Here is a 14,660-nt window from a genome sequence, read left to right as displayed (position 1 = left end):
GGCACCGGACCTTGCTCCCTCACTCTCCGCTGTTCGCCACGAGGCAGGGTTTCAGAGCGCGACCTGAAACCCGAACCCAATGGAGAACAGAAATGGGAGCAACCATCACCACCGACACCGAACAACCCCGCATTTATGTGGCCTGTCTTGCCGCCTACAATGAAGGCTATCTGCATGGCGCATGGATTGACGCCGCGCAGGAGCCTTGGGCGATTTACGATGCCGTGCGCGATATGCTGGCCGTATCGCCCGTGCCGGATGCCGAAGAATGGGCCATCCATGGCTATGAAGGCTTTGGCGCTATCCGCATCGAGGAATACGCCAGCTTTGACCGCGTGAGCGAAGTTGCGATGTTCCTTGCCGAGCATGGCGAGATCGGCGCGGCCTTGCTCGATCACTATAACGGCGATCTGGATGAGGCGCGGGAGGCGTTGGAAGATCGCCACCTTGGGGCATATGCCAGCCTTGCCGACTATATGCAGGAGGTGACGGAGGAAACGACCGCCATTCCCCATGCGCTCCGCTACTATGTCGATTATCAGGCTATGGCGCGGGATGCCGAACTGAACGGCGACCTTTTCACCGTCAGCACCGCATGGGACGTGGTGCATATCTTTGTGGGGTGCTGACAATGGAGCAGCAACCCCAAGTCCACCGCTTCACATGGCAGGGTATCGAGATTGAGGCGATCTATTGCCCCCGCCAATTTGGCGGCGTTATCGCCCATCTTGAAATCCGCAGCATCGAGCCGCCCCGCGCCCCGCTTCCCATCACGGAAACGGGCTATCGCGCGCACTTCCACCCTTGCGGCACCGTCGAGGCCAACGGCGGCGATGTTGTCGCGCAGGTCACGGCATGGCTGGACGAGGAAGCCGCAAAGCCCGACTGGCGGCGATATGTCGAAACCAGCCGACAGGGAGAACTATTCTAGGAACGATGGAGGCCGCCCGAAGGGGCGGCCACTTCGTTTGACCCGCACCACCCACCCCAAGGCGCGGGGCGCGCAGCGCCCGCGATATTCCGCCCCAGCCCCGGAACCCCACACCATTCCATCCCGCTGTTTACACGGCACCGCAGGCGTGGAATGATTGGCCTGCGAGAGCGGCTTCCCTATGCTGGAATCCATTGTGGCAGGGATGCCACAACCTGCACAAAAAGGCCAAAAGTCCTGCACAACATCTGCACAGGCGAGAAATGGTATTTTTATACCTTATATATCAATGTCTTATAATACCTCTATCTAACAACAGGGGAGGGGTTGGGGGGTGGGGGGGCGAGCCGCAGGAACAAACTCCGGCGAATGCCCGGAACCTGAGGCCACCCGCGCCTGCAATGCAGAACCACGGGGGGCAGAACCACCCAGCCTCTTATCCCACGACCATCAGGCAACAGGCGGCCGCCAATACCCCGGCAAGCCCGCCCGAATCCGCTACGCCCAGAGCGACTCTCCTTTTGATTGCATCGAAATGGCCGCTCCGATTCTGCGCTATCCCACACAGGCTCCCTGCTCGAATGCGCACATCCGAACGCGACATGCCCCCAAGTTGGGGTCTCCTATCCCCCTTCGTAACCCCGTTACCCCTCGTCACCCCGGGCTTGACCCGGGGTCCAGCTTTCCGACCGCCGTGGACAAGAAACCGGATCCCGGATCAAGCCCGGGATGACGAAAATACACCCATTACGTCTATAGGTCTCAGCCTAGTCGACGTCATCCGCAGGGGTGTGTCGCTCCGCCGGAATGGCTCCGCCTTCCGCATATTGAATCTGCTCGGCGATGTTGGTCGCCTGATCGGCGATCCGCTCGAAGTGCTTGGCGATGAACTGTAGGTGCGTCAGCGACTCGACAGGCGCGCCCGGCTGCTCGGCGGCGTTCAGAAGCGTGCCGAACGCCTTGTTGTAGTTGCGATCCACCGCCTCGTCGGCGGCAACCACAGAAGCGGCCTTGGCCACATCGCGATCGAGGAAAGCCGCCATCACATCGCGCAGCAGCGCCCGTGCGCCCTGCCCCAGCTCGCCCACCGCATCCACCGCCCCATTCTGCGACAGTTCGGCCATGCGCACCGTGCGACGGGCGATGTTCTTGGCATAATCGCCCACCCGCTCCAGCGCGCTCACCACCCTGAGCGAGGCCAGCACGTCGCGCAGATCCTCGGCCAGCGGCGCGTGGCGGGAGAAGATCTGCACCGCCAGCAGTTCCGCTTCCACCTGCAGCCGGTCGATCTGGCCGTCGTTGGCAACGATCGCCCGCGCCGCGCTGGCGTCCAGCGCTTCCAGCACGTCGATGGCCATGCTCACCTGCGCATGCGCCAGCGCCCCCATCTGGATCACCAGCGTGCGCATGTGCAGCAGATCCTCGTCGAACGAGGAAACGGTATGCGGCTTTTCAGACGAAGTCATGATCGGCTCCTGTCGCTTTTTGCAGAAATCAGCCGAAGCGGCCGGTCACATATTCCTGCGTCTGCTTGACCTTGGGGTTGGTGAAGATCTGGGCGGTGGGCCCAGATTCGATCACATCGCCCAGATACATGAACACCGTCTGGTCGGAACAGCGCGCCGCCTGCTGCATCGAGTGGGTGACGATGAGGATGGTGAACTCCTCGCGAAGCTCGGCCACCAGTTCCTCGATCTTGGCGGTGGAGATCGGGTCCAGCGCCGAGGTCGGTTCGTCGAATAGCAGAACCTCGGGCTTCACCGCGATCGTCCGGGCGATGCACAGCCGCTGCTGCTGCCCGCCCGACAGGCCAAGCGCCGAACTGTCCAGCCGGTCCTTCACTTCGCCCCAGAGCGCGGCTTTCTGCAGGCTCCACTCCACCCGCTCGTCCATTTCCGCCTTGGAAATCCTCTGGTGCAGCTTCACCCCATAGGCGATATTCTCGTAGATCGACATCGGGAAGGGCGTCGGCTTCTGGAACACCATGCCGACCCGGGCGCGAAGGTCGGTCGGGTCCACCTTGTCGCTGATCAGATTCTCGCCGTCCATCAGCACTTCGCCGGTCGCGCGCTGGCCGGGATAGAGGCTGTACATCCGGTTGAAGATGCGCAGCAGCGTGGACTTGCCGCAGCCCGAAGGCCCGATCAGCGCGGTCACCCGCTTTTCCGGGAACTCCAGGTTGATGTTCTTCAGCGCGCGGTTGTCGCCATAGAAGAATTCCAGGTTGCGGGTGACGATCGCCGGCTTGGCGCCGTCCAGCGTGCCATGCCGGCCAACGACATCTGCAAGCGACGAGACATGGGGGGCGTCAGCCATGTTGGACACTCCTATTTGCCCCGGCCAATGACGGCTTGGGCAATGATGTTGATCGCAAGCACGCCGACGGTGATGAGGAGAGCACCGGCCCAGGCGAGCTGCACCAGATCCTCATAAGGGCTTGCAGCATATTGATAGATGGCGATCGGCAGGCTCGCCATCGGTTTCCACAGCGAGGTGGACCAGTTGAGGTTGCCGAGCGAGGTGAACAGCAGCGGCGCCGTCTCCCCCGCGATCCGCGCCAGCGCCAGCAGCATGCCGGTCAGGATGCCGGCCGCTGCCGCCCGCCAGGTGATCTTCGTCACCGTCTTGTAGGAAGGCGCCCCCAGCGCGGCGGAAGCCTCGCGCATCGGCGTCGGCACCAGGTTCAGCATGTCTTCCGTCGTGCGGATGATGATCGGAATCGCGATCACCGCCAGCGCCACGGCCCCCGCCATCCCCGAATAGGTCTTCGTGGTGGCGACCATCATCGTATAGACGAACAGGCCGACCAGGATCGACGGCGCCGACAGCAGCACGTCGCTGACGAAGCGCGTGGCCTCGGCGAGCTTCGAGCCCTTGCCATATTCCGCCAGATAGGTGCCGGCCATGATGCCGATCGGAATGGCGATCAGCATGCCGATCCCCACCTGGATCAGGCTGCCGACGATCGCGTTCGCCAGGCCGCCATTCTCGCCGGTCGGCGCCATGGTCGTCGTCAGCGTGTTCAGGTTCAGCGCCGGCAGGCCGCGCGCCACCAGCGTGTAGAGGATGGAGGCCAGCAGGAACAGCGCCAGCAGGGCGGCGCCGGTGCAGACGATGCCGACGATGCTGTTGATCGTCTTGCGGCGCTTCAGAGACACGCTCATCTCAGCCTCCCATCCGCGGTTTCACGAACCACCGCGACAGCAGCAGCACGATGAAGGAAATGATGAACAGCGTCAGGCCGAGGCCCAGCAGCGCCGACAGCTTCAGCGTGCCCATGCCCGCTTCGTTGAATTCGTTGGCGATGGTCGAGGCGATCGTCGCCCCTTGCGAGAAGATGTTGGGCGAAAGCCGCGTCGCATTGCCGATCACGAAGGTCACGGCCATCGTCTCGCCCAGCGCACGCCCCAGGCCCAGCATCACCGCCCCGATCATCGCCCGCCGCCCATAGGGAACCGCCACGTCGCGGATCACTTCGTAACGGGTGGCGCCTAGGCCGTAGACGGCTTCCTTCAGCACCACCGGAGTGGCGTTCAGGATTTCCACGAACATCGCCGTGATCAGCGGCAGGATCATCACCGCCAGCACCAGGCCGGCGGTGAAGATGCTGGTGCCCGAACCATAGTCGAACACTTTGTTCAGCAGCGGCACGTTCACGAAAAGATCCGCGACATCCAGGATGAAATGCTCGGCGAGCCAGGGCGCGAGTATGAAGAAGCCCCACATCCCGTAGATGATCGACGGGACCGCCGCCAGCAACTGCACCGTCATGCCCAGCGGCTTGCGGAAGGCGTTCGGAACGATTTCCGTCAGGAAATAGGCCACCCCGATCGACAGCGGCACCGCCACCACCAGAGCGATGATCGAAGTGACGATGGTGCCGTAGATCATGATCCCGGCGCCGAAACGCTCGTTCACCGAATCCCATTGCGGCAACCAGAAGAAGGGCAGGCCTTCCGCCTGCAGCGCCGGCCACGCTCCCATGGCCAGCATGACGATGATCGCCCCCAGCAGCAGCAGGACGATCAGCCCCGTCATCTGCACGGAGCGGGTGAACAACTGGTCCGCCGCCAACATCCCTCCGGGCAAAGCAGCCCTGCGCGACGGATTCAGCGCCTGCTGCTGGCTGGCGGCAGCGTCGGCCATAACATTCCCCTGACTGGCAGGCGGCCCTTCCTGAAAAGGGCCGCCTGGCTCGCATCGATTAACGCAGCGTCACACCGGTGATGTCGGCCCACTCCGCCCGCGACTTGGCGATCGCAGCAGCCGGCAGCGGGATGTAGCCGAGTTCCGTCGCGACCTTGCCGCCATTCTTCCACGACCAGTCGTAGAAGTTGATGACGCTGGCGGTGCGGGCCGGATTCCTCGGCTTGCGCTCCACCAGCACATAGGTGGCGCTGACGATCGGCCAGGTGCCGGCACCGGGCAGGGCCAGCATGTCGACGACGCCGTTCTTGGAATTCGCCCAGTCGGCCTGGGCGGCGGCGGCGTTGAACGAGGCCATGGTCGGGGCGACGAAGTTGCCGGCCGCGTTCTGCAGCTGCGCCATCGTCAGCTTGTTGGCGGTGGCATAGTTGGATTCGACATAGCCCAGCGCGCCGGCGGTGTTCTTCACATTGGCGGCAATGCCTTCATTGCCCTTCCCGCCCGTGCCCGTCGGCCAGCTGATCGCCTTGCCGGCGCCCAGCTTCCAGTTCGGGGCCGCCTTGGAAAGATAGTTGGTGAACACCGCCGTCGTCCCCGACGAGTCGGAGCGATAGACCGGCGTGATCGGCATCGGCCGCAGCTTCAGCGTCGGGTTCAGCTTCACGATCGCCGGGTCGTTCCAGCGGGTGATTCGGCCCTGGTAGATTTCCGAGAGCACCGGCGCCGTCAGGCGAAGCTGGCCGCTCGCCACACCCGGCACATTCACGATCGGCACCACCGCGCCGATCACCGTCGGGAACTGCACAAGGCCGCTCTTCACCAGATCGGCTTCCGACATCGGGTCATCCGAAGCGCCGAAATCGACCGTGCGCGCCTTGATCTGCGACTGGCCGCCGCCCGAGCCGATCGACTGATAGTTCAGCGTGTTGCTGGTGGCCGCCTTCCAGGCGGAACCCCATTTCGCATAGACCGGGGCCGGGAAGGACGCGCCCGCGCCCGTGATTTCAGCCGCCGCCGCCGGCAGAGCCAGGCAAAGGGAAGCCGCCGCCAGGGTAAACCGGAACTTGTGTGCAATCGTCACGGGCATTGTGTCATCCTCGAATGGGGGGCGCCATGGTCTTCCAAGCGCCTCTCCCAAACTGAAGTTGCGCTTTTGTGACACACTCGTGAACCTTGCTCGCGCCGGCGGCGATGGGCGCGTTTTCACCCCGGTCTTCCGGAGAATCGGCCGCTGCCTCAGCCGATCAGCATGGCCTCGATCTTGTTGCCGTCTGGATCGCGCACGAAGGCGCCATAATAATCGGCATCATAATGCGGCCGCAGGCCCGGTGCTCCGGCATCCGTCGCCCCCAGTTCCAGCGCCACTGCATGGAACTGGTCTACCGCCGCCCGGTCGGGCGCCAGAAACGCCACATGAACCCCATTGCCCGGATCGGGGGCGCCTTCCAGGGCATGGCCTATCCAGAATTCCGGAAAGGCCGAGCCATAGGCGACTCCATGCGCGCCGGCATCCATCACCACCCGATACCCCAGCGCGCCGAGCACCGCATCGTAGAAGCGCCGCGATGCCGCAAGATCCCGAACCGGCACCGACACATGGGAAATGATGCTGTCGGCCAATGCGACTCTCCCTGGATGTTTCCGCAGGCCACAACCCTATCACGCCGCGGCCGGCCGGCGAAGAGGCGCCACACCCCTTCGCCGGCAGCGGCTTACCAGATCTTCACACGCTCGTCCGGCTTCAGAACCAGCTTGCCATCGGCGGCCGGCTTGAAGGCTTCATACCATTGGTCGAAGTTGCGGACGATGTCGGCGCGATACTGGTCGGGCGCGTGCGGGTCGGTCAGCAGCCGCTGCCGCGCCGCCGCCTCGCGCACATTGCGCCGCCAGGCCTGCGCCCAGCCCAGGAAGAAGCGCTGGTCGCCCGTCAGCCCGTCGAGCACCGGCGCCGGCTTGCCGCCGAGGCTGGCGTGATAGGCATCCAGCGCCACGGCAAGCCCGGCCAGATCGCCGATATTCTCCCCCAGCGTCAGCGCCCCCTTCACATGCTCGCCCGGCATCGGCTCATAGGCGTCATACTGCTTCACAAGCTTCTCGCCCAACGCCTTGAAGTTGGCGAGATCCTGCTCCGTCCACCAGGTGGTCAGCTTGCCCGTCGCATCATATTTCGAGCCCTGGTCGTCGAAATGGTGGCTGATCTCATGGCCGATCACCGCGCCGATGGCGCCATAGTTGATCGCCGGGTCCGCCTTGGGGTCGAAGAAGGGCGGCTGCAGGATCGCGGCCGGGAAGACGATCTCGTTCATGCCGAAATTGGCATAGGCGTTGATCGTCATCGGAGTCATGAACCACTCCCACCGCCGCACCGGGGTGCCGAGCTTGCCGCGATCATAAGCGAAGTCGAATTGGTTCGAGCGCCAGGCGTTGCCGAACAGGTCGTCCGCCCTGATCTCCAGCCCAGCATAATCCTTCCAGCGGTCCGGGTAGCCGATCTTGGTGGTGAAGCTCTGCAGCTTCGTCTGCGCCTTCGCCTTGGTTTCCGCCGCCATCCACGGCAGGCCGTCGATGCGCCTGCCCATGGCAGCCAGCACATTCTTCACCAGTTCGTCCATCGCCGCCTTGGTTTCCGGCGGGAAGTAACGCGCCACATACACCTGGCTCACATCGTCCGGCACGGCGCCCACGGTGAAATCGACGGCGCGCTTCCAGCGCTCCTGTCGCTCCGGCGTGCCCTGCAACTCCGTGCCGTAAAAGGCGAAGTTCGCATTGGCGACCGCATCCGGCAGGTAATCGGCATAGGCTTCCAGGCTGCGCACGATCATCTGGTCGCGCAGCACGCCGATCGGCGCGGCGCCGATCGCCCTGGCCGTCGCCGCCACCGCGCTCGGCTGCGCCACCAACAGCGTTTGCGTGGTTTTGCCACCGGCGGTCAGCAGAGGTTGAAAGTCGAAGCCGGCCGCTTCCTTCTGCAACTCGGCCAGCGTGCGCTTGTTGTAGGTCTTGTCGGCGTCGCGGCTGTCCACCCGGTTCCAATGGTCCTTGGCGATCGCCGTTTCGAAATCGACGATCGCCTTCGCCCGCGCCGGAGCATTCTTCTCGCCCGCGAACTCCAGCATCGTCGCCAGATGCTTCAGATAGGCGGCGCGCGTCTTCTGCATCTTCTCGCTGTCGAGCAGATAATAGTCGCGGTCGGGCATGCCCAACCCGCCCTGCATCATGTTCACGATGTATGTCTCAGGGTCCTTGTCGTCCTGATTTACATAATTGGGGAAAGGCGTGCGGATGCCCGCCTGCTGCGCCTTCGCCACCAGCGCCGGGTAACCGGCCTTCTCCACCTTGCGCACCTCGGCAAGCCAGGGCTGGATCGGCGCCAGCCCCTTCGCTTCCACCGCCGGCTGGTCCAGATAGGAGGCATAGCTCCGCCCCGCGAGGCTCTGCGGATTGCCCTTCAGCTCGTCGAGGATGCTCTTCGTCCGCTCCTTGGAAAGATCGTCCAGCACGGTGAACATGCCATAGTTCGAACGATCCGCCGGGATCTCGGTGGTCTTCTCCCAGGTGCCGTTGGCGAAGCGGTAGAAATCGTCGCCCGGCTTCACGCTCCGGTCCATGCCGGCAGTGTCGAGGCCGAAGCTGCCATAGGTCTGGGCGTGGGAAACAGCGGAAACGGCGGAAAAGGAAACAGCGGCCAGCGCCGCAAGCAATATCTTGTTCACAAACACTTCCATCATCTTGTCATGACAATGAAATGACGTGGAACCGACCGACCCGCCCTGTCCAGCCCATTTCGTCGACTTCTGCCGGCGGTTGGTCGAAACCCGCGCCATCCCGGGCATGAAAAAGGGGCGAAGCCTCGCGGCTCCGCCCCTCCTTCGTCCGATCAGGCGACTGGCTTAGAAGTCCATTCCGCCCATGCCGCCCATGCCACCCGGCATGCCGCCGGCGGCCGGCTTGTCTTCCGGCAGTTCGGCGATGGTGGCCTCCGTCGTGATCAGCAGGCCGGCGACCGAAGCCGCGTCCTGCAGCGCCGTGCGGACGACCTTGGTCGGGTCGACGACGCCGGCGGCGACGAGGTTCTCATACACATCGGTCGCGGCGTTGAAGCCGAAGGTGGTTTCGGCCTGCTCCAGCAGCTTGCCGGCAACCACCGCGCCGTCATGGCCGGCGTTGGCGGCGATCTGGCGAACCGGCGACTGCAGCGCGCGGCGGACGATGTCCACACCACGGGTCTGGTCTTCGTTGTCGCCCTTCAGGCCGTCGAGGGCGCGCGTCGCATAGAGCAGCGCCGTGCCGCCGCCGGGAAGGATGCCTTCCTCGACCGCCGCGCGGGTGGCGTGCAGGGCATCGTCCACGCGATCCTTGCGCTCCTTCACTTCCACTTCCGTCGCGCCGCCGACCTTGATCACGGCGACACCGCCGGCCAGCTTCGCCAGACGCTCCTGCAGCTTCTCGCGGTCATAATCGGAGGTCGTGGTTTCGATCTGCGCGCGGATCTGCTCCACCCGGCCCTTGATGGCGTCGGCCGCACCGGCGCCGTCGACGATGGTGGTGTTGTCCTTGTCGATCGTCACCTTCTTGGCTTGGCCAAGCATCTGCAGCGTCACGCTTTCCAGCTTGATGCCCAGGTCTTCGGAGATCAGCTCGCCGGCGGTCAGCGTGGCGATGTCTTCCAGCATCGCCTTGCGGCGGTCGCCGAAGCCCGGCGCCTTCACCGCCGCGACCTTGAGGCCGCCGCGCAGCTTGTTGACGACGAGCGTCGCCAGAGCCTCGCCTTCGACGTCTTCGGCGATGATCAGCAGCGGGCGGCCCGACTGCACCACCGCTTCCAGCACCGGCAGCATGGCTTGCAGGTTGGAGAGCTTCTTCTCGTGGATCAGGATGTAGGGGTTCTCAAGCTCCACCTGCATCTTTTCCGCGTTGGTGATGAAATAGGGCGAGAGGTAGCCGCGGTCGAACTGCATGCCCTCGACGACGTCGAGCTCGAAGTCGAGGCCCTTGGCCTCTTCCACGGTGATCACGCCTTCCTTGCCGACCTTTTCCATGGCTTCGGCGATCTTCTCGCCGACTTCCTTGTCACCATTGGCCGAAATGATGCCGACCTGGGCGATTTCCGCCGAGTTGGCGACCGGCTTCGAGCGGGCCTTCAGATCCTCGACGATCTTGATGACGGCCTTGTCGATGCCGCGCTTCAGGTCCATCGGGTTCATGCCGGCGGCGACCGACTTCAGGCCCTCGCGCACGATCGCCTGCGTCAGCACGGTGGCGGTGGTGGTGCCGTCACCGGCGAGATCGTTCGTCTTCGAAGCGACTTCGCGCACCATCTGCGCGCCGATGTTCTGATACTTGTCCTTGAGCTCGATTTCCTTGGCGACCGTCACACCGTCCTTGGTGATGCGCGGCGCGCCGAAGCTCTTTTCGATGACCACGTTGCGGCCCTTCGGCCCCAGCGTCACCTTCACCGCGTCGGCGAGGATGTCCACGCCTTGCAGGATGCGTTCACGGGCGTCACGCCCGAACTTCACGTCCTTGGCTGCCATATTCAATTCCTTCCAGATTCGTCACCCCGGAGTTGATCCGGGGTCCAGCTCAACCGAAACGCGGGCCTCAGGCGATGACGCCGAGGATGTCGCTTTCCTTCATGATGATCAGGTCTTCGCCGTTCAGCTTGACTTCGGTGCCCGACCATTTGCCGAACAGGATCTTGTCGCCGACCTTCACGTCCAGTTCGATGCGGTCGCCGTCGTCATCCTTGGCGCCCTTGCCGACGGCGATCACTTCGCCTTCCTGCGGCTTTTCCTTGGCGGTGTCGGGGATGATGATGCCGCCGGCCGTCTTTTCGTCGGCCTCGATGCGGCGAACCAGCACGCGGTCGTGCAGCGGGGTGAAGTCCACCATGGATTGGTCCCTCTATTCGCTTCGTTGAAACTGAGCCGGCCCCCGAAAGGCAACCGGCCGCTAGCACTCCCCAATAGTGAGTGCCAACGCGGCCGAGATAGGCACCCGCCAGACAAGGGTCAAGGCGAACCGCGAACAAAAAAGCCCCTCCCAGCAAGGGAGAGGCCCGGAAGCCGACCGGCAGCCCGGAAGCGGCCGAATCTCGCGCACAATCCCGCCTTTGAAAGATGATGGTGCAGTTTACAAACCCAGGCGGCGAACGTCGGTTCCGGTGAGAAGCGACGGCCGTAACACTCCCTCGTCACCCCGGGCTTGACCCGGGGTGACGGCTGTTGGAAATGTCCAGTGTCAGCTCGGCGAGCGCACAATCACCGCTGGTTGGCAAACCGCACAATCGTCCTTTAAAAGCCGCTCGTCAGCCGCCGCCAAGCGCCGCCTGCGCCTGCCCCGCGCCCGTCTCGGGCACCGTTTCCCCCGCCCGGTCGCGGATCTCGGCGATCCGCTCCGCCACGGTTTCGGGCGTCATGGCCTCGGCGCCCACATGGATGCCCTTTGTAATCGTCACATGGGCGGCTTCGAAGCCGCCGGCCCCGGCGTTCAGCACCACGCCCGTCGGCGCCTCCTCGCTCACCAGATAGAGGGAAGCCGGGCTCACCGTCTCCGGCCCCATCCGCGCCAGCAGCTCCGGCGGCATCAGGTCCTCGGTCATGCGGGTCGCGGCGAGCGGTGCCACGCTGTTCACCCGCACATCATATTTCGCGCCTTCCAGCGCCAGCGTCTTCATCAGCCCCACCAGCCCGAGCTTCGCCGCGCCATAATTGGCCTGGCCGAAATTGCCGTAGAGCCCGGAAGAGCTGGTGGTCATCAGGATGCGGCCATAGGCCTGCTCGCGCATCAGGTCCCACACCGCCTTGGTGCAGATCGCGCCGCCCATCAGATGCACGTCCAGCACCAGCCGGAAGTCCTCCAGCGTCATCTTGGTGAAGGTCTTGTCGCGCAGGATTCCGGCGTTGTTGATCAGGATGTCGATCCGGCCCCATTTCGCCTTCACCTCCTCCACCATGGCGAAGATGGCGTCGGCGTCCGTCACGCTGGTGGCGCTGGCGATCGCCTCGCCGCCGGCGGCGCGGATCTCCTCCACCACCGCTTCCGCCGCCGTGGCGCTGCTGCCCGAGCCGTCGCGCGCGCCGCCCAGGTCGTTCACCACCACTTTGGCGCCGCGCGCCGCCAGGTCCAGCGCATAGCGGCGGCCAAGCCCGCCGCCCGCGCCGGTCACGATCGCCACGCGGTTGTCGAAACGGATGCTCATCTCGCGAAACTCCCAAGCCGGAAAAGGAAACGGCGGCTTCCTAGAGCATGTCCTGTTCGAATGGAATCATTCGAACAGGAACCCATGCGGGAAAACAAGGAACTGGAGCCGTCCCCGTCTATGGGAAGCCCCGCTCAGCTAGCCATTTTGAGGGAGGCTTCGGAATCCAGCGCATAGCCCGCCGAGCGAACGGTGCGGATGAGATCGGGCAGATCGTTGAGGTTGATCGCCTTGCGCAGCCGGCGGATATGCACGTCCACCGTCCGCTGCTCCACATAGACGTCCCGCCCCCAGACGGCGTCCAGAAGCTGCTCGCGGCTGAACACCCGGCCCGGATGCTCCAGGAAGTGGCGCAGCAGGCGGAACTCCGTCGGCCCCAACTGCACCGGCTGCCCGTCGCGCGTCACCTTGTGCGAACTGGTGTCCATGCTGATGCCGCCATATTCCAGATTGCCGCCGGAAAGCGCCGGCCGCAGCCGCCGCAGCACCGCCCGCACCCGCGCCACCAGCTCGCGCGGAGAGAATGGCTTGGTCACATAATCGTCGGCGCCGGTTTCCAGCCCGCGCACCCGGTCGCCTTCCTCGGCCCGCGCCGTCAGCATGATGATCGGCAGCGACGCCGTCTCGGGCGCGCGCCGCAGCCGCCGGCACACCTCGATGCCCGACAGGTTGGCGATCATCCAGTCCAGCACCACCACATCGGGGCGCTCTTCCTCGGCCAGAACCAGCGCCTCCTCGCCGTCGGGCGTGGAAACGACGTCGAAGCCTTCCTTGTCGAGGTTGTAGCGAACCAGTTCCACCAGGTTCGCATCGTCTTCCACCAGCAGGATCCGGGGGCGCATCTTACTCTCCTTCGCGGTCGCTCACCGCCATCGAGGCGGTGCGGTCGGTTTTCGTCCGGTCGCCCGGATGCTCGCCAGTCACCGAGAAATAGACCATCTCGGCAATGTTGGTCGCATGATCGCCCACCCGCTCCAGGTTCTTGGCGATGAACAGCAGGTGCGCCGACGAGGTGATATGATGGGGGTTCTCCATCATATAGGTCAGCAGGGAGCGGAACAGCGAGTTGTAGAAATCGTCCACCATGCGGTCGCGGGCCATCACCTGGCTCGCCAGCTCGGCGTCGCGGTCCACATAGCAGTCGAGCGCGTCGCGGATCATTCCGGTGGTGGCGCGCGCCATTTCCGGCAGGATCACCGACGGCCCCACGGGCGCCGCCTGCGTCAGCACCGGCACCCGCTTGGCGATATTCTTGCCATAGTCGCCGATGCGCTCGATCACCGCGGAGATCTTCAGCGCCGCCACGATCTCGCGCAGGTCGTCGGCCATGGGCGCGCGCACGGCGATGATGGTCAGCGCCAGCCGCTCGGCCTCGGCCTCCATCGCGTCCAGCTCCTTGTCGCGCAGCACCACCGCCGTCGCCGCATCGGCGTCGCGGCGCATCAGCGCGTCGACGGAATCGGCGATCTGCGCTTCCGCCAGCCCGCCCATCTGGCCGATGAGCGAACGAAGCTGGTTGATCTCCGCATCGAAGGAGCGCACCGTGTGCGCGGTCGGGGGCTTCGCCATCTCATCCACTCCTAGCCGTAACGGCCCGTGATATAATCCTTGGTGCGGGTCTCGCGCGGATTGGTGAAGATCTGCCGCGTGTCGCCATATTCCACCAGGCTGCCCAGGTGGAAGAAGGCCGTCTTCTGGCTCACCCGCGCCGCCTGCTGCATGTTGTGCGTGACGATCACGATGGCGTAGCGCCCGCGCAGATCGTCGATCAGCTCCTCGATCTTGGCGGTTGCGATCGGGTCGAGCGCCGAGGCCGGCTCGTCCATCAGGATCACTTCCGGGTTCACGGCGATGGCGCGGGCGATGCACAGCCGCTGCTGCTGCCCGCCCGAAAGCGCGGTGCCGGAATCCGAAAGCCGGTCCTTCACCTCGTCCCAAAGCCCGGCGCGGCGCAGCGACTTCTCCACGATCACGTCCATGTCGGCCTTCTTCGCCGCCAGCCCATGGATGCGCGGCCCATAGGCCACATTCTCATAGATGCTCTTGGGGAAGGGGTTGGGCTTCTGGAACACCATGCCCACCCGCGCGCGCAGCTGCACCACGTCCATCGCCGGGTCGTGGATATCCTGACCGTCCAGCTCGATCCGCCCCTCGACGCGGGCGCCCGCCACCGTGTCGTTCATCCGGTTGAGGCAGCGCAGGAAGGTGGACTTGCCGCAGCCCGAAGGGCCGATGAAGGCGGTCACATCCTCCTTCGTCACGTCGATCGACACGCCCTTCAGCGCCTCGAAGGCGCCATAGAAGACGCGGACGTCGCGCGCCGTCATCTTCAGCGTCGTCTCCGCCGCCCCGTCGGCCGCCGCCCCTTCGTGCGCAGCCATG

15 protein-coding genes are annotated in these 14,660 nt (G+C 64.6%); 2 read left to right on the top strand and 13 right to left on the bottom strand.

What is annotated here, in order from left to right; translation table 11 throughout:
- The first annotated feature begins 92 nt into the window (after positions 1 to 92).
- Both L6Q21_RS08600 and L6Q21_RS08595 read left to right on the top strand, forming a co-directional pair.
- Positions 93 to 629: an antirestriction protein ArdA gene (locus tag L6Q21_RS08600; RefSeq protein WP_237830335.1), complete on the top strand. Its 537-nt coding sequence runs from the start codon at positions 93 to 95 to the stop codon at positions 627 to 629.
- Between the two features lie 2 nt (positions 630 to 631).
- Complete coding sequence (locus tag L6Q21_RS08595) at positions 632 to 931, top strand: hypothetical protein (protein WP_237830334.1); 300 nt, start codon at positions 632 to 634, stop codon at positions 929 to 931.
- Between the two features lie 767 nt (positions 932 to 1,698).
- Here L6Q21_RS08595 and phoU (L6Q21_RS08590) read toward each other — a convergent pair.
- The 13 genes from phoU (L6Q21_RS08590) to pstB (L6Q21_RS08530) all read right to left on the bottom strand — a co-directional run bounded on the left by phoU (L6Q21_RS08590) (position 1,699) and on the right by pstB (L6Q21_RS08530) (position 14,659).
- A complete protein-coding gene (phoU, locus tag L6Q21_RS08590; RefSeq protein WP_237830333.1) occupies positions 1,699 to 2,397 on the bottom strand; it encodes a phosphate signaling complex protein PhoU in 699 nt (232 codons plus the stop codon).
- Between the two features lie 28 nt (positions 2,398 to 2,425).
- Positions 2,426 to 3,247 (bottom strand): phosphate ABC transporter ATP-binding protein PstB, encoded by an 822-nt coding sequence (gene pstB / locus L6Q21_RS08585; RefSeq protein ID WP_237830332.1) that lies wholly within the window; start codon positions 3,245 to 3,247, stop codon positions 2,426 to 2,428.
- Between the two features lie 11 nt (positions 3,248 to 3,258).
- Positions 3,259 to 4,095, bottom strand: coding sequence for a phosphate ABC transporter permease PstA (gene pstA / locus L6Q21_RS08580; protein ID WP_237830331.1), 837 nt, complete (start codon positions 4,093 to 4,095; stop codon positions 3,259 to 3,261).
- Between the two features lies 1 nt (position 4,096).
- On the bottom strand, positions 4,097 to 5,077 hold the full coding sequence (gene pstC, locus L6Q21_RS08575) for a phosphate ABC transporter permease subunit PstC (protein ID WP_237830330.1): 981 nt from the start codon (positions 5,075 to 5,077) through the stop codon (positions 4,097 to 4,099).
- Positions 5,078 to 5,135: 58 nt separating this feature from the next.
- Positions 5,136 to 6,164 carry a phosphate ABC transporter substrate-binding protein PstS gene (gene pstS / locus L6Q21_RS08570; RefSeq protein ID WP_237830329.1) on the bottom strand — a complete coding sequence of 343 codons (1,029 nt, stop codon included), beginning with the start codon at positions 6,162 to 6,164 and terminating at the stop codon, positions 5,136 to 5,138.
- A gap of 149 nt (positions 6,165 to 6,313) precedes the next feature.
- Entirely contained in the window at positions 6,314 to 6,697 is a 384-nt protein-coding gene (locus L6Q21_RS08565; protein ID WP_237830328.1) for a VOC family protein, read from the bottom strand.
- Positions 6,698 to 6,789: 92 nt separating this feature from the next.
- On the bottom strand, positions 6,790 to 8,805 hold the full coding sequence (locus tag L6Q21_RS08560; protein WP_237830327.1) for a M13 family metallopeptidase: 2,016 nt from the start codon (positions 8,803 to 8,805) through the stop codon (positions 6,790 to 6,792).
- A gap of 162 nt (positions 8,806 to 8,967) precedes the next feature.
- The gene (gene groL, locus L6Q21_RS08555) at positions 8,968 to 10,611 is read right to left on the bottom strand and encodes a chaperonin GroEL (RefSeq protein WP_237830326.1); all 1,644 of its coding nucleotides are present in this window, start codon (positions 10,609 to 10,611) and stop codon (positions 8,968 to 8,970) included.
- 67 nt (positions 10,612 to 10,678) lie between these two features.
- On the bottom strand, positions 10,679 to 10,966 hold the full coding sequence (gene groES, locus L6Q21_RS08550; RefSeq protein WP_418895817.1) for a co-chaperone GroES: 288 nt from the start codon (positions 10,964 to 10,966) through the stop codon (positions 10,679 to 10,681).
- A 418-nt stretch (positions 10,967 to 11,384) separates the two neighbouring features.
- Positions 11,385 to 12,278, bottom strand: coding sequence for an SDR family NAD(P)-dependent oxidoreductase (locus L6Q21_RS08545; RefSeq protein ID WP_237830324.1), 894 nt, complete (start codon positions 12,276 to 12,278; stop codon positions 11,385 to 11,387).
- 134 nt (positions 12,279 to 12,412) lie between these two features.
- Positions 12,413 to 13,120, bottom strand: coding sequence for a phosphate regulon transcriptional regulator PhoB (gene phoB, locus L6Q21_RS08540; protein ID WP_237830323.1), 708 nt, complete (start codon positions 13,118 to 13,120; stop codon positions 12,413 to 12,415).
- Between the two features lies 1 nt (position 13,121).
- Positions 13,122 to 13,847: a phosphate signaling complex protein PhoU gene (gene phoU, locus L6Q21_RS08535; protein WP_237830322.1), complete on the bottom strand. Its 726-nt coding sequence runs from the start codon at positions 13,845 to 13,847 to the stop codon at positions 13,122 to 13,124.
- 11 nt (positions 13,848 to 13,858) lie between these two features.
- Positions 13,859 to 14,659, bottom strand: coding sequence for a phosphate ABC transporter ATP-binding protein PstB (gene pstB / locus L6Q21_RS08530; protein ID WP_272492460.1), 801 nt, complete (start codon positions 14,657 to 14,659; stop codon positions 13,859 to 13,861).
- Position 14,660 lies beyond the last annotated feature (1 nt).

The sequence above is a fragment of the Sandaracinobacteroides sayramensis genome, assembly GCF_022014495.1.
GTDB classification, from domain to species: Bacteria; Pseudomonadota; Alphaproteobacteria; order Sphingomonadales; family Sphingomonadaceae; genus Sandaracinobacteroides; species Sandaracinobacteroides sayramense.
Note: the sequence above shows the minus strand (reverse complement) of the source record. Positions and strands in the feature narration are given on the sequence as shown.

What these genes read in the sequence shown, in the direction of transcription:
- L6Q21_RS08600 (WP_237830335.1), top strand. Translation starts at nt 93, where the DNA reads ATGGGAGCAACCATCACCACCGACACCGAACAACCCCGCATTTATGTG.
- L6Q21_RS08595 (WP_237830334.1), top strand. Translation starts at nt 632, where the DNA reads ATGGAGCAGCAACCCCAAGTCCACCGCTTCACATGGCAGGGTATCGAG.
- phoU (WP_237830333.1), bottom strand. Translation starts at nt 2,397, where the DNA reads ATGACTTCGTCTGAAAAGCCGCATACCGTTTCCTCGTTCGACGAGGAT.
- pstB (WP_237830332.1), bottom strand. Translation starts at nt 3,247, where the DNA reads ATGGCTGACGCCCCCCATGTCTCGTCGCTTGCAGATGTCGTTGGCCGG.
- pstA (WP_237830331.1), bottom strand. Translation starts at nt 4,095, where the DNA reads ATGAGCGTGTCTCTGAAGCGCCGCAAGACGATCAACAGCATCGTCGGC.
- pstC (WP_237830330.1), bottom strand. Translation starts at nt 5,077, where the DNA reads ATGGCCGACGCTGCCGCCAGCCAGCAGCAGGCGCTGAATCCGTCGCGC.
- pstS (WP_237830329.1), bottom strand. Translation starts at nt 6,164, where the DNA reads ATGCCCGTGACGATTGCACACAAGTTCCGGTTTACCCTGGCGGCGGCT.
- L6Q21_RS08560 (WP_237830327.1), bottom strand. Translation starts at nt 8,805, where the DNA reads ATGATGGAAGTGTTTGTGAACAAGATATTGCTTGCGGCGCTGGCCGCT.
- groL (WP_237830326.1), bottom strand. Translation starts at nt 10,611, where the DNA reads ATGGCAGCCAAGGACGTGAAGTTCGGGCGTGACGCCCGTGAACGCATC.
- L6Q21_RS08545 (WP_237830324.1), bottom strand. Translation starts at nt 12,278, where the DNA reads ATGAGCATCCGTTTCGACAACCGCGTGGCGATCGTGACCGGCGCGGGC.
- phoB (WP_237830323.1), bottom strand. Translation starts at nt 13,120, where the DNA reads ATGCGCCCCCGGATCCTGCTGGTGGAAGACGATGCGAACCTGGTGGAA.
- phoU (WP_237830322.1), bottom strand. Translation starts at nt 13,847, where the DNA reads ATGGCGAAGCCCCCGACCGCGCACACGGTGCGCTCCTTCGATGCGGAG.
- pstB (WP_272492460.1), bottom strand. Translation starts at nt 14,659, where the DNA reads ATGGCTGCGCACGAAGGGGCGGCGGCCGACGGGGCGGCGGAGACGACG.